Genomic DNA, 18,056 nt, shown 5'->3' on the forward strand with positions numbered 1-18,056 from the left:
TTTTCGAATTTATACTAAAGTTATAGGAGCGCATAATGTAAATTTATGATATCTTTATAATAGACAAGATTCGACTTTTTGTGCGAAGGGAAATGTTGAGCAGCAGTTAACAAGGAGAAATTTCATGAAACAAGAATCATATATCTTAGAATCAAAATATAATTGTAAATATCATTATAAGATGGATCCTAATGATATTCCTTTTCCAAAATCAAGTTTAGTTAAAACTATACATTATAGCCGGAAGCAGAAGTATAAAGAGCTTCTCACTGTCTCCAGACATTTCATGAAGAAACTCCTACAATTTATGGAAGGTATACCAACCCTTGTAATGTTTACTGACCATGAAGGATATATTCTTGAAATGTATGGAGATGAAACAATACAAAAGAGTATAACTTCATTAGGAATTGATGAGGGTGTCCTATTTGAAGAACAAGGGGTAGGAACAAACTCGATCTCCTTAGCCTTGAAATATAATAAGCCAATTCAAATAATAGGAAAAGAACATTATCATTATTGTTTACATTCAACTGCTTGTATGTCTGCTCCTTTTTCTTTTGATGATTCAGAAAAGATTTCGGGAACGATTAGTATCATGACGACAATTGAATATGCAAGCTCCTTCCATTTAGGGTTGTTATCATCTGCAGTTGATTCGATTGAACGAGAACTGAAAATTCGAAAACAAAACAGACGGCTCAATATTTTACATCAAGTGATGATTGACTCAACAAAGAGTGGGATAATTATTACAGATACAAAAGGGACCATTATTGAATTCAATCCAGCCGGAGAATATATAACTGGTCATAATAAAGAAAATATAATTGGACATCATGTGAATTTATTTGAACCAATTAGTATTTATATTTATCAAGTTTTGCAACAGGGTAGCAAATTTGAAAACTTGGAAATTACCTTTCATGTCAAAGATCAATGGATAAAAAGAACTTGTTTATTTGATGCTTTGCCTATCTATGATGAAAATGAGAAGATAATGGGCGCTTTTGGACAATTTAGGGATATAACTGAACGTATTATGCTTGAAGAACAAGTGATTGCTGCAGAAAAGTTATCAGTTGCCGGAAAACTTGGCGCTGGATTTGCTCATGAGATTAGGAATCCCCTTACGTCAATTATAGGATTTGCCAAATTATTGAAAACTGACAAAGGAAGCAGCAACTCCGAAAAACATCTTTCTATCATTTTGGATGAACTCGAAAGAATAAAACATTTAGTTAACCAATTCGTAATCATGGCAAAGCCGAGTAGCCAAATGAAAAAAGAATGTAGCGTTGTGAAGCTGATAAGAGAAATGATCTATTTAATGAATACTCAGTCAAGTCAACACCACGTAAAGGTTGAATTCATTTCCAATCAGGAAAAAGATCAGAAGATACTAATTGATGAATCACAAATTAAACAAGTCATTATCAATCTAATACAAAATGCAATAGAAGCGATGCCTAGTGGTGGGAACATTAACGTTAACCTTTCTGAAGTTGACATGATTCATACTAAATTTGTTAAAATTGAAGTTGAAGACAACGGTGAAGGGTTAACCGAAAAGGAAGTTGTCAGCATCTTTACCCCGTTTTACTCATCCAAAGAAGAAGGCTTAGGACTAGGGTTATCAATTTGTAAACAAATTGTTGAATCACATAAAGGAATAATAGATGTAACTTCAGTTAAAGGCAAAGGCACTACGTTTAAAGTTTTGCTTCCGGTATAAGGAGGTCCGCTCTTAAAAAGAATGGGCCTTCTTTTTTCATTAATTAATACGTTAATTAACTATAATCCATCTATGAGGTTTATTACAGCTGATTCGGTTGATAAATCAAAGTCGTTAGAGCAACTATTAGGAATTTGTTGTAAGAAGCATCACCTCTTGCTAATTATCTTCATAATTTCTTCATAATCAAGTGATAATATATGAGATGCAGAGAATGGGTAATAGTAGAGAGGATTGATGTAAATTGAAAAAAAGTAAGGTGAACAAACGATTTTTATTAATTGGCTTTCTCTTGTTGAGTGTTTTCCTAACAGCTTGTTCCCTAGAGGATTCGCAGAGTGAGGAAGAGGTGGGTCCTGCAAATGGACATGAGATGGAACATGGTGATGAAAAAGCTGACAAAGTGGATCACGACGATCATCATGAACATGGAGCAGGTGAGACAGAATTAGATGAGGAAGAAATGAGAGCGGATATAGAACAAACTGCTGCTACTCCTCCAGGTTTATTGAACGAAAATGCAACTAACGGTTTGAACGTGACAAATACAAAAAATATTACACGGATAAATGAGGATGATCCAGTTGCAATGTCTATTCTGACCTCTCAAACTGTCTGGCCAGCAACTCATGAAGAAAACCAACCAGGTACGGTAATCCTTGCTCCTTTGAACCAATGGCAATATTCACTAGCTGCCTTAACATTGGTACACCATCCGAATGATGGCCCAATGCTTTACTTTGATGGAGAGATTTCAGATAATGTGGTAACTGAACTCAACAGACTTCAACCAAAAGGCAATAATGAAGGAGTTCAAATACTTGTTGTGGGTGATCTTCCGAAAGAAGAAATAAATAAGTTAGACGAATATAATGTTGAACAAATACATGGAATAAATGCAGCTGATTTCGCACAAAAGATTGAAGAAAAGTTTTCAGAAACAATTAATGACGTACACCCAAATGTAATTATTGGTTCTTCAGAAGAAGATGCCAAAGGATATACCATCTCTGTAGCAAATTGGATTGCTCATATGAATGAATCATTGCTTTATGTAGATAACGAAGGAATTCCAAAAGAAACGGTTGATGCACTTAATAAGAGAGAAGATGGAGTAACGATTTACATTGTTGGTCCAGAAGACATAATTTCAGATGAAATTGCTCAGGAATTGGAAAACTATGGGGCGGTTCATCGTATTGAAGGCGCGAATCCAGTAGCTCAATCCATTGAGTTTGCAGCTTATAAAGATATTGAAACAGACTTTGGCTGGGGGATAACAGATCCAGGACATGGCTTCGTATTTTCTTCTACATCAACACCTGACCTTGCCATTGCAGCAGCTCCTTTTGCTCATTTAGGAAAACACGCACCAATCATTTGGCTTGAGGACGGAGAAATAACAAGTGAACTTTACGAATATATAGCGAGTGTTAAACCTGCATTTAGTAAAGATCCGACAGAAGGTCCATATAACCACGGCTATGTAGTAGGAACTTTCGCCAACATATCATTTATGACACAAGGAATTCTTGATGAAAAGTTGGAAATTGTTTCACTAAGTGGGGACGACCACGGAGGTCATTAATCAAAGAGGAAGGTTGGCAGAGCCTAATCTTCCTCTTTGTTATACCAAAAAAAATCAGTTAATGTAACAGACGAAGAAAATTACAGCTGTGAAAAGGAGAAAGTGAGAATAAGTAAAAAGCTAAAAAGTTAAATGAATGAATAAAAATATAAAATATGAACTGGCTTTAAATGCAATAAGAACTCTGTTAAAATAAGCTGAATACATAAATCATTATTGGGAAATTGCATAACAATCGGAGGAAATGAGATGATGTTAGATTTACCAAATTGTCCAAAGTGTTATTCTAAATACACTTACGAAGATGGAAATCTTCTTATCTGTCCAGAATGCGGTTATGAATGGACATTAGCAGTAGAAACTGAAAATAAGGAAGAGCAGAAGACAGTTAAAGATGCAAATGGAAATGTCTTGAATGAGGGTGATTCTATTACCGTTATTAAAGACCTGAAAGTAAAAGGCACTTCCTCTGTCATAAAAATAGGAACAAAAGTTAAAAATATCCGTTTAGTTGATGGAGACCATGATATTGATTGTAAAATTGATGGTTTTGGAGCGATGAAATTAAAATCTGAATTTGTGAAAAAAGGATAGTTTTTATGTGGTCAATTAGTTCTCATTACTAATTAATAGGATAACGTACAACGTAACCAAGTCGTTCATTAAAGTTTTCTTGAAACTCCATGAACGGCCTTTTTATGATTCGATTACGCTTTGATTCGGCAGGTTCTCCTATTGGTGATTATCTAAATTTTCTTTTGCGAATAATTTGTTATAGTTAAAAACGTTATATAAATGAGTCCACTTTTAAAAGGAGTAAAGCTATGAAAGAAAGTGACGCTGGTCGAAAAACAGATCTTCCAACAAAATTAGGCAAGCCTGCACGCCGAGCACTTGAAGGAGCAGGATATCTAACGCTTGAACAAACTTCAAAATCTTCCGAGGCTGAACTTATGCAATTACATGGGATCGGACCAAAAGCACTTGGACAAATTTGGAAGGCCCTTACTGCTGAAGGACGATCGTTTTTTGCAGATGCCTCTAAAAAATAACTATTCCTTAAAAAGCAAGGTCATAAAAGCATAATACCACTCTCTTAAGGAAAAAGATTTCAATTTTTTTTTGAAGACTGGGTACATTAATCCTATACCATCAGGAATAGGAGAGTACCTATGTTATTAGCAGCAATGTGGGGAGGAATAGCCGGATCTTCCCTCGTATTAGGTGCATTACTTGGAATCTATAAGGACATTCCAAATAAAGTTTCTGCATTCGTTATGGCATTTGGAACAGGAGTCCTTATCGGAGCAGCGACCTTTGAGTTATTGGCAGATGCAACTCAAGACGGTGGAATCCTTTACCCGTCAATCGGTTTTTTGGTTGGAGCGACTTTGTTTATATTGGCCGAGCTCTTTATTAGTAAAAAAGGAGGACAAGAACGAAAGCGCTCTAAAGAAAACCCATCAACTCATTCAGGGATGGCCATATTTATCGGAACGATTATAGATGCTATTCCAGAATCAGTCATTATTGGGGTAAGCCTACTTGAGAACAAAACTGTTAGCTGGGTCATTGTCATTGCCATTTTTATAAGTAATTTTCCTGAAGGATTATCTAGTAGCATAGGATTTAAAAAGGATGGATATAGCAAAGGGAAAATATTCATCCTTTGGGTTGTAGTGATGATACTTTCCTCTGTTAGTTCCCTTTTAGGGTTTGTTTTCATTGATCCTTCTTCTACTTTAGTCATAACAATCATTGGAGCTTTTGCGGCGGGAGGAATATTTGCAATGGTTTCTTCAACGATGTTACCGGAAGCATTTGAAGAAGGAGGCCCCATTGTAGGTTTTTTATCTGCATTAGGATTATTAACAGCTTTAATTCTTACATATTTTGAGTAAAAGAATTATTTTAATGCTAAGTTAGAATTCGGAGGTATGTTAACATTTGCTATCTATTCCTTTGATGGTAGTGTTGTCGATTGGATCGTACATAGAAAAAAATCAGATTGTTATGATCATTCACTAAAGACGAAGCAAAATGTTGTTAGAGCAAATAATCGTTCAGAGAAACAATTTACTAATGATCTTCTGACACTTCAACAAAAAAGAGCTGAGTTTTTGGAGTGTACAAAATAACCGAGCTTGTTTTCAAAGCTCGGTTTTTCTTTTATTTCTTCAAATCAATGGTGATCTCTAATTCTTCCAAAAAGCGAGGTGCGTCTTTCATAACGGTAGTAATAAATAGTTCTTGTTGATTGAAAGTGCCGTAGAAAGATAATTGATATCGGTTGATCGTATCGTCAAGTCGTCTTGCTGTTTCGTCACTATCAAATCGGTTACCTTCTTCATCTTGAATCCAGAGGGCATTTGCTTGTTCATAAAGATGTTCACCTTCAACTTGATAGGTTAACGTCACCGTATCATTTGACACTACTAGATCTAAGATAGTTACATGCCCTATGTTACCTTGAGAGAGGGTGACTTCTTCACCTTCCCATTTTTTCTTTATGATTTTTGGCAGCGATTCATCTATTTCACGTAATATCGGTTTAATTGTAATCGAGCTTGGTATAGGTTCAAGTGGTTCATAATAATGTTTAAAGGAATGAATGAATTTGCCATTTTCAGCAGCGCCGCCACCTCCGCCACCGCTAAAAGGTTCTAATACGCGTCCGTCTTCATCTAATACTTGGTAGTCTAACATCGCGTATTTATCATCTAAATATACATCTTCGTCGATAATTAAACGAAGGTCCAGTTCTGTAGAGGTAGTATAGAAAGTAACTTTATCATAAAGAATCGTCAAGTCTTCTTGAACCTTTGTTTGATTCACTAAGAACGATTTATGATCTCCTTGCAATTCTACTGGAAGCTCCACAAACCATGACCTGCCCTGGCGTGGTCTGATTCCGAGTACAAACGAGTCAGGTACGCCGTTGCGGACGCTAATACTAAAAGTTCCTGCATACAGCCCATTTTCAATCTCCTTTTCAATTCCCCCCATACCGTAATTTCCGGGAGAGTGGCCATTTATTAAGAATTCTAGATTGCTCAAAAAATGAGGCCGATTGTCTGCTACCATTGATTCCACCACATAACCAATATGGATCTCTCCACCGTCATACAGTGTTTCGGTAAATGTTATTATCTGACCATCTACTTCAACTTGTTCTCCTAGTTCTGTCGTTAGACCTTCTTGTTTTCCTTTTTTGATACCTATATCCCCGACAAATTCAAAAGCAGAGCCAATAACAGGGATACTTTTCATTGTTTCTGCAAATGTTGGTGACATAAAAGACACACCACCTAATGTAATGGAAATCGCTATAATAGCTGCGGATAAACCATAAAAAATTCGTGGTCTTTGGTTTCTATGTGGTAAGTGTTGTAGAGTCTTGTCAATTCGTTCGTCAACATTGTTTGAGAGTGGACAGTTAACGTCATTTTTTAATTGTTGTTCCCATTTGTCCATGTCGTAACCTCCTCATGTCTTTCTAATTCATCACGCATTTTTTCTCTTGCTCGACGAAGTCTTGTTTTGATCGTATTTTCAGGCACTTGAAATATAAGAGCGAGTTCTTGAATCGAAATGTCCTCAATATGAAATAGTTTTAACAGATGTTTTTGTTCTTGAGGTAAGGCATCAAGCATTTGTTCAACCTCAATTTTTTCATAACCTTGATCCTTTGAGGACGGCTCTGATAATTCCTCTATAGAGACCAGCTTTTTCCTTTGTCTAATTTGTTGCTGACATTCATTCATTACTATTCGAATCAACCACGTTTTAAAGTAAGCTGGTTCACGTAATGTATGAATCTTTTGATAGGCTTTTAGAATCGCCTCTTGTATCGCATCAGCACAATCCTCTTCACGTGCAAGTATGGTTTTCGTTACTCGATACATCGTAAGTTTATAATTCAGAATCAACTTCTCAAAAGAGGAAACATTGCCTTTTATTGCTTTTTTGACTTCTTTAATATGCTCCAATTGCTGCGCTCCTTTCTTGGTGTTCTATTCATTAGATACATTAGCAGTTACATAGGTTTCATTTTATTATAAATTCAACTATAAATATCAAGCTGACTGAAAAAAGCAGTTTAATCCAGAGTTTTTCTTATTATTGCGAATAAATATTCCTAGCTATTATTGCGACCTACTTTTATAACAAAGATTTTCGAAGGGAGTAGTTATTTTATTTGAATCGTTTTTTATCGATAGATTAAGCTAGCGAAATTAAAAAAGCAAAATCAAAATTAGAGTACTCGTTTGTTAAAGGAGGAATCATGGTGAACAAAAATGAAGTCACTATACATTTAGTTAAAGTCCATGGATTTCAACTGTTTGCAAAATTGTTTGGAGAGAAAAAGGAGATGCCCACAATTGTTTTTGATACCGGGTACTAATTATTCTTTAGACCCCTGGGAAATCTTCATTCCGGAGCTTTCTAAAATAACTGTGAGACCGGGCAGGGGTAGGAAGGATGAACCGGTTATAGTGATAAACGCAATAAGAAGATTACTTGAAAATACCTGCTATTTGATATAAAACCACATTAAAACTTATTAATTGGGCAATTGAACGTGCACGAGACCGAGGCTGATATGGTTCAGTTAACAACTAGCAAAGAAAGATTAGATGCTTTACGTTTTTACAAACGACTGGGGTTTAATGCAACTAACGAAGGTTTTAAATTGATGCTTTGATGAGGCAGACTACGATCAGATCTACGAGAAATTAACACGATAATTAACAAAATGTTTAATAGGGTAGGACCTTGAGTCAACAAGCAAAGAGAGCTCAATTACATTATTACGTAAAATATAAATTTGACGTAATAATGTGAAAGGATTATTATGATGTTATAAGTTATGCATTACGGAGGTGGTTATATTGGAAAATCAAGGTCAGAAGCAGCATTACAAAAAACTTCAGAATATACTTCAGTATTTACCGTGGTATGTTGAAGAATATATCAATCACAAAAGAAGAAAATTATCTTCTGCTTCCTTACTAAACTATGCACATGATTATAAAATATTTTTTAATTGGCTACGATCAGAAAACTTACATTCTGGTGACATAAAAGACATTCCTCTCGAACTATTAGAATCCCTTACCATTCAGCAAGCAGAAGGATTTTTAAGTTTTTTAGAATACCAATTGAACAACAAAGGAATTACAGTAAACCGTAAATTATCTGCTTTAAAGTCGCTTTTTAATTATCTTCAAAATATAGCAGAAACTCGAGATTTAAAACCTTATTTAAGCCGTAATGTAATGGCAAAAATAGAATTTAATGAACTAAAAGATAGTATGGAGACGATTGCTAATAAAATGGAAGGGAAAATTCTACTCGGGGATGAATATGAAAAATTCCGGCATTTTATTGCATATGATTATGGTCAGATCAATAAAAAGAATAAGAAATTATACAATTTTCATTTGTTAAATCGTGAACGTGATACCGCGATTGTATCATTAATTCTAGGCTCTGGCCTTCGCCTGTCTGAGGTCGTAAATTTAAATTTAGATGATATTGATTATAGCAAATATACAGCACGTGTAGTTCGAAAAGGAAACAAAGAACAATTTGTTTATTTTAGTAAGTTAGCTATGGATGATTTAAAAGAATATTTATCTATACGTGAAACTCGCTATAAAGTTAAAAAAACGAATAAAGCTCTATTTGTAGCAGCTGCTATGGGACCAAAAGGAACTCCAAGAAGATTAACAGCTAGATCTATAGAAAAATTAATTGAAAAATATGCGACTGCTTTTGGTAAGCCAGCATTATCTGTTCATAAGTTAAGACATTCATTTGCTACAAGGTACCACATTGAAATAAATGATGTCCCTAAATTAAGAAGGCAGCTTGGGCATTCTTCAATTCAAACAACTATGATTTACACGCATATTGGAAATGATGATCTTAAACATGCTGTAGATAAGATGGATATACCAAAAGGTGATGACTAAGTCTTTTGGTTGTTTCTAGTTTACATAACATATATTATCGGAATCAAAATCTAATAACGATTTACCGTCTCAGTAACAAAGTATACTTTTGATTTTGAGACGGTTGAATTTTTTCTGAAACCAAAGTATTGTTTTAAATAAATAAATCTTTTTCCTTTCACATTTTAAATTGTCCTATAGATTAAAATCACCACCTATTTTATATCAAAACTTACTTTTCATTTATTTATTGGTGGTGATTTTAATCTCCTATACAAATCGTCAATGAACCGGACTTTATTTAGGTCTAATTTTATCCTTTAATATCTATTTCCTTCCTAATTTGACCATGCTAGCCAATAAACCTAGAGTGGTTTTAGTTGTAACTTTTTTGGTCGCAACGTGGTGGTTTATAAAGCCGGTTCCAACAGCTGTTACCTCCCTTCTCCCTTTGGCTTTGCTTCCGTAACTGGTGGAGATGCAACTATTGCTATTAGGTGCATGTTCTTTATTTTTCATTCCTGCTTATTCAAAAAAAAGGAAATCAAATGAGGTTGCGTAATTCCCTTATAGTATTCTCTTGCTTCTTTTTGCTGCTTCCCTTTTGTTTTTAACTTAAATTTTATCGAATACGGTTATTGCAAATATGTTTATCCCTATCTCCTTTGGGTTTGCTACAGGTGTCGGTGTTGATCCTTATGCATTAATGGTAACTGTGGCCCTTTCTTCTACATGTGCTTTTATGTTTCCAGTATCACCCCCTCCGAATGCTGTTATATTTGTCTCTACTTACATCTCGATACAAAGATATGATTCGTGCGGGTTTTCAACTTAATATAATTGCAATTTTGGTCATTGTTGTTGCAGTTTATTTTTGGTTACTTTTGCTCGTTATACTGTTTCTCCTGTAAATATTGATAAAACCAAATCGTTATAAATAACCAAAATCCACTTAATAAATAAGCACCTATTACATCAGTTGGAAAATGAACTCTGAGATAGATACGACTAAATCCAATTGATAAGATCATGAAGGCTGTAAAAGCAATTAATAATTTACGACCTAAGGATGTAGGAATATGGCGCCAAAATAAAAAGGTAATAATGCCATAAAGTGAAAGAGCGGCCATTGAATGACCACTAGGATAACTAAAACCTGATTCGGTTACAATCGGATCAAACACTGGTCTCTCACGTTTAAGCCAATATTTTAATAATTGATTTAACACTGTTGAGCCTATTAATACGAAAATAAACAAAGTAACTTCATGACGTTTACGATACACTTTGTAAATGATTAATATAAAAATGAATGAGATTATGATTACTGGCCATGTATTCCCGATAAAACTCATCATTAGCATTCCTTTAGTTACAATGGGATGTTCAAAAGTAAGGACAATTTTAATAATGTTCTCATCAAATGGTAGCACTCTTTCTGTCACAACAAAATAAGTAACGACTATAAAACCCAGTAATGGAATTATACCGAGCAGTATTAATTTAAGTAGCAATTGTCTGTTCAAATGTTTCCCACCTTCCAATTCTGGGTACCTAAGTATTTTTAGAAGGATTATTTATTCTATACATGAAAGAGCTAGGGTTTCCCACTTTATCTTTCATCTACTATCACACTGATTTCCTGGGGAAGCGCATAAACCAACAAAAAAGTCAATATGTCGAGTGGACTTTCGACAAAACGCTACGTTGTTTTTCGAACGAACAATTTAATCAAACGTTTGTTTAAAAAATAAAGTGAAAGTAGTGTCATTAGTTATCAAGTATTATTTCCATATTTCGTAAATAATTAAATGGACATAGTTGTTTAGCTATATAATAACTTTTTAAAGCCCCTGACTGTTTAAAATTCACCTTTTATGTAAACCTTATATGTGAAAACAAAGGGAGTGAAAGTATGATTTATCTCTTATTACTTGTTGGGTTTGCCTTATTAATTAAAGGAGCTGACTATTTTATTGATGGTTCCTCAAATATTGCAAGTTTATTTCGCATTCCTCCACTTATTGTCGGTCTTACGATTGTAGCCTTTGGAACAGGGGCCCCAGAGGCAACAGTGAGTATTATAGCTGCATTAGAGGGCAGTGCTGATGTTACAATTGGAAACATCGTCGGAAGTAACATATTAAATATTTCTTTAGTTGTTGGTATTACCGCATTTATATTTCCGTTAAAGGTAGAAAGACCGACAATTAAAAAAGAAATCCCTTTTGCCTTTTTATCAACAATTGCATTACTCGTATTAATTAGTGACAGACTTCTTGGGATAACAAATGAAAATTTGATTACTAGAAGTGATGGAATTATTTTCTTGTTGTTCTTTTCTATCTTTTTATATTATGTAATTGAAGCTGCTAGAAATAGCCGTGAAGCATCAACAGTGAAAGAAGTAGATATTGAACAGACGGGTAGTTGGGGGAAGAATATTCTAATAACTGTTGCTGGGTTGGCTGCTATTATCTTTGGTGGTTACTTAGTAGTAGAAAATAGTACAGAAATTGCTTATCGATTTGGTATGAGCGAAACATTAGTTGGGTTAACTATAGTTGCGATTGGTTCTTCATTACCTGAATTGATCACATCTATTACAGCAGCAATGAAAAAGCAAAGTGAGATCGCCTTAGGAAACATCGTCGGGAGTTCAATTTTCAATATTCTATTTGTTTTGGGAGTAGCTTCGATCATTTCTCCCCTTCCTGTCAATGATAAATTATTTTTCGATATCATTGTCTTACTTATCCTAACTGTTTTCTTATTTATCTTTTCTAGAACTCAGTATAAAGTAGGTAAATATGAAGGAATGGCATTAACCATTTTATATTTGGTATATCTCATTTACATCATTATGAGAAACTAATAATTCAACTTATTTACAACATGGAAAACGAAATTGGCAAGGAATTCTTACGATTAATAGGTACAAGTTACTTAAGTCGTTTGGTTGCCTAGAGTAGTAGTCAATAATTTATCGAGTAAAGTGATAAAAAGAGCAGCTACATCATTCCCTTTCTTCTTTGATAAGAACCAGGGAATGATGTAGCTGCAGAAATGGTGTGTATAGCAATTAACTTTTTCTAGCAATATTCATTCTTCACCCTTCTTTTTGTTTTTTTAACTTTACAAATCTATTCTTGTATTGATCGCCAAGGATTTGACGAACTAATCCAAAACGTACGCTGAATAGTATGTAGGTGATTCCCCCTACTGAAACACCTGCAATTAACACGATTACTGTATTCATCCATGTTTCTAAAGGAAACAATCGTTGAAAATAACTAGAGACAACTGCAACATAAACACCCATAATTCCAACAAACAGCAGAATCAGCCTTGTTTGTTTAATCAATAGCCTATATTGATAATTTGCATATTTACTGATTGCCAATAAAGTTATAACAATAGCAACACCAAATCCTAGGTACGTTGCTAATACTCCTCCTAGAGGCCCAAATTGATGAAGCAAGAAATAATTCAATGAGAATTTGACGAGTAGTCCGCAGACCAGTGCCCTTACAGCATACTTTTGTTTGTTTATTCCTTGTAAGATCGCACTTGAAATAGAGAACAATGAGAAAAACAGCGCAATCGGCGCATAATATCGTAACACCATGCCCCCCATATCGATATCATCTAATTTAAATAATGCCCCGAAGGCTGAATAAGATAAGATAGAAAGCCCAACTACAGCTGGAATCGTAAAAAATAATATCACTTTGAACGTTTTTGTAATTTGTTGTTGAAGTGCTTTTTGATCACTTGTTACAAACGATTTTGTTATTGTTGGAATTAACGTGATAGAGAAAGCAGTCGCTAATGTCATCGGGATCAAAACAACTTTATGAGCTGTTTGTGTAAAAATAGCAAAAAATGTATCGGCTTCGTCTTGTGACATGAATCCACTTTGTGTTAATGCATTGCTGACAGTAAACATATCAATTAGTTGAAACAATGGAATGGCTAAACCAACAAAAGAGATAGGCAGCGCATAGCCGATGACCTCTTTGTACATCTCTTTTAATGAAATTGAATGAATAACTGTGCTTTCTTTTATTTCTTTCATGATCATTGAACGTCGTTTCATCCAATAAATAAGTAAAACACCCATACCACCTAACGCTCCAACAAAGGCGCCTAACGTTGCGAAACCAACTGCAGTTCCTAGCTCTCCACCCATAACATTATAGATTACAATTGTTGCTGATAAAATAAATGCAATTCTCAAGATTTGCTCAATGACTTGTGACACAGCGGTTGGCCCCATCGATTGGTGCCCTTGAAAATAACCACGTACAATGGCCATTACCGGTACAATTAATAAAGCAACACTGACCATCCGAATTGTAAATATAATATCTTCCATTGTGTATCCTTCAAGTGCTTCTGGGTCTTCTATTATCCAATTTGAAATAGTAGGAGCAGAAAAATACAAAATAAAAAAGGCGATCAATCCATTAATGAACATAAATAACATTCCATACTTTAATAGTTGATAGCCTGTTTTATGATCTCCTATATTTCGGTATTTCGAAACAAATTTTGATACGGCCATAGGAACTCCTAACGTAGCCATGCTTAACATGACACTGTACGGAATGAACCCATATCCATATAACGTATTCCCCAGTTGGCCAACAATTGCAGTAAATGGAATTACATAGATTAGCCCTATTAGTCTAGAAAGGAACGTGGCGGCGGTTAACAACGCGGTTCCTCGTACAAGCTTAGAATCTGACATCTTTTACCCTCATTTATCAATTATCACAATTTTCCTTTACCGTTACGATTCCATATTATAGCATAAGTAGTATAGGAGGTTAATTAGAAATGACAACACCTTTCTAATTGAGGAAAAATAAAATAGTCAAATATAAACGAAGTTGTTTACAATTGGCTTTCGTTTAAGATACGACCTCTTTAATTATATTTATATGGGTTCGGTATGGCTGTTTTACCTGAAATAGCCATAAAAAGGTTAGACACAGACCAATATGCACTTCAGCCTTTATTAGTAAACAATACTTACCTAACACGAAAAACATGGGTATGCTTTTCGCCGGCTGCGGCAAGGCTTCCCCGAGTAAAGGCTTTTTAGATATATTATAAACTAGAAAGTCGATACGGAGAAATATTTAGAAGCATTACTACCATCATACTTGGATAAAAGTTGAATGAATATTTCACGCAATAATAAAACCGTAAAATAGGTACCTATTTTTAAAAGATTAAGTATGGAAAGTCATATCATGCACAATCATCATTGAATTATATTGCAATACAAATGAATAAAACGTATACTTAACTTATATAAGCATAGGATAAATAAATCGACGGTGCTGGTAACACCATCGGTTATTGCAAAAGAACTGCCCTTAAAGGGGGCGGCAGATCACACATTTTACCTTGATCCACCCAGCTTCTCTAGAGCAAGGGTGGATTATTTTTTATCCTTTGACGTTAGTATTACAACAGCTAGTGTTGCAAAAGCAATCATTAGCATTAATGATTCAAATACCGTCATCGGCCTCACCCCCTTTCAACTGGGGATGATATACCGTCCACCCTTTTAGAAGCTATTTTCTATTGCCCTTCTATTATATCATAAGAGATTAGTAGAATTAATCAAAAACACAAACGAATGTTCGGACAGATAGAAAGTCACATTTTTGTACTTGTGTTCAATTTGAATATAGCAGAAAGTTCACATGCACCTTACAAACATTAATTAATTTATAAAAATAAGCAGGCCTTGGTTATAATAAAGGCCTGCAAACATGTATTTATTCCCCGAAATCTACATTATGGTAGACTTGCTGTACATCCTCTAAATCTTCTAAAGCATCAATTAATTTTTCAAATTGTGCTTGGTCTTCTTTTGGTAGTGACACATCATTTTGCGCAAGCATCGTAAGTTCAGCAATAGTAAATTCCGTAATATCTGCATTTTTAAATGCGTCTTGTACTTCATGAAACTGATCAGGCTCAGCATAAACAATGGTTGATTCATCTTCTTCAATTATGTCGCGCACATCTACATCAACTTCTAGTAAAATCTCTAATACTTCATCTGCGCTTATTCCCTCAAGACCAATGACAGCTGTTGCATCAAACATAAAAGTTACTGATCCACTCACACCCATGTTCCCACTATTTTTTTTGAACGCGGAACGTACTTCAGCTGCAGTACGATTAACGTTATTTGTCAATGCATCGACAATAATCATTGATCCATTTGGTCCAAAGCCTTCATATCGAAGTTCATCATAGCTTTCTTCTGAACCACCTTTGGCTTTTTCTATTGCTCGGTCAATTATTGCCTTTGGTACACTATACGTTTTTGCACGCTCAAGAACGACCTTTAAAGCTCGATTTGATTCGGGATCAGGCTCACCTTGCCTGGCAGCTACATAAATTTCGCGTCCAAATTTTGCATATATACGACTTGTATTTGCATCTTTTGAAGCTTTCTTTTCTTTAATGTTATTCCATTTACGCCCCATAATGAACACTCACTTTCAATTTTGTATGTATATCAAAATGATAATATGAATAGGTACTTTCTTCAACATAAAATGAACTAAACAGTTGCAAGTTCCTCAAATAAAAATCAGATTGATAGCATTATTCTCTTGTTTATTATACATCAAGAATGACAATTAAGACGTTTTCTTGTCTAATAACTGTTTATCGAATGTATTTTTTGTATTGAATACGGTATATGAAATTATACATGTACCATTACCTCGTATAATCATACCGAGCTAATGAATATGAATATCACTTTTTGTGTAAAGTAAACTTGAAATTCATTAATGGAGGTTTACTAATGATCAAACAAAGAGCACAAGAAATAGCCACATCACCAGTCATGGCAAATGTAACCTATCAAGACACTCCCGTTTATATTCAATCTGTGAGCGAGGAACACGATATAGCAAGGATCTTTCCGCTCTCTGACCCGCAAGATGAAAAGGAAGTTAATATTTCAAGCCTTGTAGAGCATTAAAATGCAAAAGAAGTTGTTTCATATGGGTATATTACAGTTAGCCTTAGTGAGACAACTTCTTTAAACGCAAAAGACCGCTTGAAGCGGTCCGCATTCTCAAGAGTTATCAATTATTTGAGATATTTCCTCATCAGCAAAATGTTCATTAGCTCTTTCTAATTCCTTATGTTGATCTACCGAGTCACCTGCATAACGATCAACTGTACTCGAAGGGTTTTTTGGGTCTAATTCTGTTCGCACACCCATTTCACCACCTGTATTTGCTTCTGTTGGCATAGGAAATTGACTTTTAAAGTCTTTTTTCATTTAAATCACCTCATTAATAGGCTTTGTTTAATTTTCGATTTCATTCATATCAACAAAATAATTAACTAAGGAAGTTTCAGCAACTTACCTAAAGAATGAAAAGAAAAACGCCTAGAGTTGAAAATTTCCCTAAGCGTTTCTACTTTACCTTATTTAGGTAATTTTTGATCATAAATGAGTAGAGCTTTTGCCATCTTGCACTTCTGTTTTTACTCGTTTAGCATCTATTCGAGACCATAATGTCACAAGTGCGGGTCCTGAGATGTTATGCCACACGGAAAAAAGTGCACTTGGAAGAGCCGCTAATGGTGAGAAATGGACCGTTGCTAATGAAGCTCCAAGACCTGAATTTTGCATTCCCACTTCAATTGATATGGCTCTGCGTTTTGCTTCGTCAAGTCCAACTAATTTAGCCGTGACGTACCCAAGAAATAAGCCAAATAGATTATGTAACATAACAGCTACAAATAATAATAATCCAGTTGAAGCAATATTGCCCTTATTGGCGCCAACAACAGCAGATACAATCGCTAAGATAGCTACAATTGAAATAAGCGGCAATACGGTTGTTCCTTTATCAACAACAGTAGGTAATAGTTTTCTAATGATAATTCCAATGGCAATCGGAATGATAATCACTTTTATTATCGAAACAAACATTGCACTTGCATCAACCGGCAACCATTGGCCTGCAAGCATTAATAAGATAAATGGAGTTAATAACGGGGCAAGCAATGTAGATATGGAAGTCATTGCTACTGATACTGGAACATCCCCTTTTGCTAAATACACCATCACATTTGATGCTGTTCCCCCTGGACAAGCACCTACTAATACTAGTCCAGCTGCAAGCTCCGGAGGTAGATTTAGAGCGTGTGCAAGCCCAAATGCAACAAGTGGCATAATCACAAACTGAGCAATAACACCAATCACAACAGGCACAGGTTTTTTTGCTACAATCGTAAAATCGGACAATTTAAGTGTTAGCCCCATTCCAAACATAATAATACCAAGCAATAACGTAATATGCGGTGCAATCCATGTAAATGTTTCTGGAGACAGAAATGCAAGTACACTAATGCAAATAACAAATACTGCAAAATACTTACTAACAAATTGACTTAATACACTTACTGCGTTCAAACTAAAACCCCCAAATACAACTTCTATTTAAAATTTTCTTATTATTTTATATATAGTAACATTTCTAACATATATATTAATTAACTTTTTAGATCACCTGAATGAAAAAGAGACTGACTTATAAGTAATCCTTTACAAGTATAAAAGGAAATATCTTACGTTAGTCAGCCTCTTGCATCTAGATTTCGTTACTTTACTATTATGCTGTGTTCTTCAACAGATACAGTAATACACTAGTGTTGCATTAAATTAGACTAACTATTAAAAATACTCAAAATGTTCAATAAAGTTATTTTGTGCAAAGAA

At 34.8% G+C, this 18,056-nt stretch carries 17 protein-coding genes; 9 read left to right on the plus strand and 8 right to left on the minus strand.

The features are described from left to right. Positions 1-124: 124 nt before the first annotated feature. The 6 genes from SLH51_RS14840 to SLH51_RS14865 all read left to right on the plus strand — a co-directional run bounded on the left by SLH51_RS14840 (position 125) and on the right by SLH51_RS14865 (position 5,461). The gene (locus SLH51_RS14840; RefSeq protein WP_335962121.1) at positions 125-1,735 is read left to right on the plus strand and encodes an ATP-binding protein; all 1,611 of its coding nucleotides are present in this window, start codon (positions 125-127) and stop codon (positions 1,733-1,735) included. A gap of 244 nt (positions 1,736-1,979) precedes the next feature. Further along, positions 1,980-3,323 carry a cell wall-binding repeat-containing protein gene (locus SLH51_RS14845; RefSeq protein ID WP_335962122.1) on the plus strand — a complete coding sequence of 448 codons (1,344 nt, stop codon included), beginning with the start codon at positions 1,980-1,982 and terminating at the stop codon, positions 3,321-3,323. 252 nt (positions 3,324-3,575) lie between these two features. Next, entirely contained in the window at positions 3,576-3,917 is a 342-nt protein-coding gene (locus SLH51_RS14850) for a zinc ribbon domain-containing protein YjdM (RefSeq protein WP_335962144.1), read from the plus strand. A 230-nt stretch (positions 3,918-4,147) separates the two neighbouring features. Beyond that, positions 4,148-4,375, plus strand: coding sequence for a helix-hairpin-helix domain-containing protein (locus tag SLH51_RS14855; RefSeq protein WP_335962123.1), 228 nt, complete (start codon positions 4,148-4,150; stop codon positions 4,373-4,375). 120 nt (positions 4,376-4,495) lie between these two features. Beyond that, positions 4,496-5,224 (plus strand): ZIP family metal transporter, encoded by a 729-nt coding sequence (locus SLH51_RS14860; protein ID WP_335962124.1) that lies wholly within the window; start codon positions 4,496-4,498, stop codon positions 5,222-5,224. Between the two features lie 36 nt (positions 5,225-5,260). Further along, a complete protein-coding gene (locus tag SLH51_RS14865) occupies positions 5,261-5,461 on the plus strand; it encodes a hypothetical protein (RefSeq protein WP_335962126.1) in 201 nt (66 codons plus the stop codon). A 31-nt stretch (positions 5,462-5,492) separates the two neighbouring features. Here SLH51_RS14865 and SLH51_RS14870 read toward each other — a convergent pair whose 3' ends face one another. Beyond that, positions 5,493-6,797, minus strand: a complete 1,305-nt coding sequence (locus tag SLH51_RS14870) for a DUF4179 domain-containing protein (RefSeq protein WP_335962127.1) — start codon at positions 6,795-6,797, stop codon at positions 5,493-5,495. Continuing rightward, the gene (locus SLH51_RS14875) at positions 6,773-7,312 is read right to left on the minus strand and encodes a sigma-70 family RNA polymerase sigma factor (RefSeq protein WP_335962128.1); all 540 of its coding nucleotides are present in this window, start codon (positions 7,310-7,312) and stop codon (positions 6,773-6,775) included. The genes SLH51_RS14870 and SLH51_RS14875 overlap by 25 nt, the downstream gene beginning before the upstream one ends. Positions 7,313-8,215: 903 nt before the next feature. Here SLH51_RS14875 and xerS point away from each other — a divergent pair. Next, a complete protein-coding gene (gene xerS / locus SLH51_RS14880; RefSeq protein ID WP_335962129.1) occupies positions 8,216-9,301 on the plus strand; it encodes a tyrosine recombinase XerS in 1,086 nt (361 codons plus the stop codon). Positions 9,302-10,158: 857 nt separating this feature from the next. Here xerS and SLH51_RS14885 read toward each other — a convergent pair. Then, positions 10,159-10,806 carry a phosphatase PAP2 family protein gene (locus SLH51_RS14885; RefSeq protein ID WP_335962130.1) on the minus strand — a complete coding sequence of 216 codons (648 nt, stop codon included), beginning with the start codon at positions 10,804-10,806 and terminating at the stop codon, positions 10,159-10,161. 389 nt (positions 10,807-11,195) lie between these two features. Here SLH51_RS14885 and SLH51_RS14890 point away from each other — a divergent pair, with 389 nt between their 5' ends. Further along, the gene (locus SLH51_RS14890) at positions 11,196-12,155 is read left to right on the plus strand and encodes a calcium/sodium antiporter (protein ID WP_335962131.1); all 960 of its coding nucleotides are present in this window, start codon (positions 11,196-11,198) and stop codon (positions 12,153-12,155) included. A gap of 234 nt (positions 12,156-12,389) precedes the next feature. Here the strand turns inward: SLH51_RS14890 and SLH51_RS14895 are convergent, their stop codons facing one another. The 3 genes from SLH51_RS14895 to SLH51_RS14900 all read right to left on the minus strand — a co-directional run bounded on the left by SLH51_RS14895 (position 12,390) and on the right by SLH51_RS14900 (position 15,795). Continuing rightward, positions 12,390-14,033, minus strand: a complete 1,644-nt coding sequence (locus SLH51_RS14895) for a putative polysaccharide biosynthesis protein (protein WP_335962132.1) — start codon at positions 14,031-14,033, stop codon at positions 12,390-12,392. Between the two features lie 699 nt (positions 14,034-14,732). Next, a complete protein-coding gene (locus SLH51_RS24480) occupies positions 14,733-14,816 on the minus strand; it encodes a putative holin-like toxin (RefSeq protein WP_390183890.1) in 84 nt (27 codons plus the stop codon). 259 nt (positions 14,817-15,075) lie between these two features. Continuing rightward, the gene (locus tag SLH51_RS14900; protein ID WP_335962134.1) at positions 15,076-15,795 is read right to left on the minus strand and encodes a YebC/PmpR family DNA-binding transcriptional regulator; all 720 of its coding nucleotides are present in this window, start codon (positions 15,793-15,795) and stop codon (positions 15,076-15,078) included. A gap of 326 nt (positions 15,796-16,121) precedes the next feature. Between SLH51_RS14900 and SLH51_RS14905 the strand changes: the two genes are divergently transcribed. Beyond that, positions 16,122-16,301, plus strand: a complete 180-nt coding sequence (locus SLH51_RS14905) for an H-type small acid-soluble spore protein (protein WP_335962136.1) — start codon at positions 16,122-16,124, stop codon at positions 16,299-16,301. Between the two features lie 96 nt (positions 16,302-16,397). On the opposite strand, the gene SLH51_RS14910 is transcribed toward SLH51_RS14905, so the two are convergent. After that, the gene (locus tag SLH51_RS14910) at positions 16,398-16,607 is read right to left on the minus strand and encodes a hypothetical protein (protein ID WP_335962137.1); all 210 of its coding nucleotides are present in this window, start codon (positions 16,605-16,607) and stop codon (positions 16,398-16,400) included. Between the two features lie 168 nt (positions 16,608-16,775). After that, complete coding sequence (locus SLH51_RS14915) at positions 16,776-17,750, minus strand: bile acid:sodium symporter family protein (protein ID WP_335962138.1); 975 nt, start codon at positions 17,748-17,750, stop codon at positions 16,776-16,778. Between the last annotated feature and the right edge of the window lie 306 nt (positions 17,751-18,056).

The sequence above is a fragment of the Halalkalibacter kiskunsagensis genome, assembly GCF_037027555.1.
GTDB lineage: Bacteria > Bacillota > Bacilli > Bacillales > Bacillaceae_D > Halalkalibacter > Halalkalibacter kiskunsagensis.

Coding starts and splice junctions, on each gene's coding strand:
- SLH51_RS14865 (WP_335962126.1), top strand. CDS start 5,261: ATGTTAACATTTGCTATCTATTCCTTTGATGGTAGTGTTGTCGATTGG.
- SLH51_RS14910 (WP_335962137.1), bottom strand. CDS start 16,607: ATGAAAAAAGACTTTAAAAGTCAATTTCCTATGCCAACAGAAGCAAAT.
- SLH51_RS14860 (WP_335962124.1), top strand. CDS start 4,496: ATGTTATTAGCAGCAATGTGGGGAGGAATAGCCGGATCTTCCCTCGTA.
- SLH51_RS14900 (WP_335962134.1), bottom strand. CDS start 15,795: ATGGGGCGTAAATGGAATAACATTAAAGAAAAGAAAGCTTCAAAAGAT.
- SLH51_RS14850 (WP_335962144.1), top strand. CDS start 3,576: ATGTTAGATTTACCAAATTGTCCAAAGTGTTATTCTAAATACACTTAC.
- SLH51_RS14905 (WP_335962136.1), top strand. CDS start 16,122: ATGATCAAACAAAGAGCACAAGAAATAGCCACATCACCAGTCATGGCA.
- SLH51_RS14895 (WP_335962132.1), bottom strand. CDS start 14,033: ATGTCAGATTCTAAGCTTGTACGAGGAACCGCGTTGTTAACCGCCGCC.
- SLH51_RS14890 (WP_335962131.1), top strand. CDS start 11,196: ATGATTTATCTCTTATTACTTGTTGGGTTTGCCTTATTAATTAAAGGA.
- SLH51_RS14840 (WP_335962121.1), top strand. CDS start 125: ATGAAACAAGAATCATATATCTTAGAATCAAAATATAATTGTAAATAT.
- SLH51_RS14870 (WP_335962127.1), bottom strand. CDS start 6,797: ATGGACAAATGGGAACAACAATTAAAAAATGACGTTAACTGTCCACTC.
- SLH51_RS24480 (WP_390183890.1), bottom strand. CDS start 14,816: ATGACGGTATTTGAATCATTAATGCTAATGATTGCTTTTGCAACACTA.
- SLH51_RS14855 (WP_335962123.1), top strand. CDS start 4,148: ATGAAAGAAAGTGACGCTGGTCGAAAAACAGATCTTCCAACAAAATTA.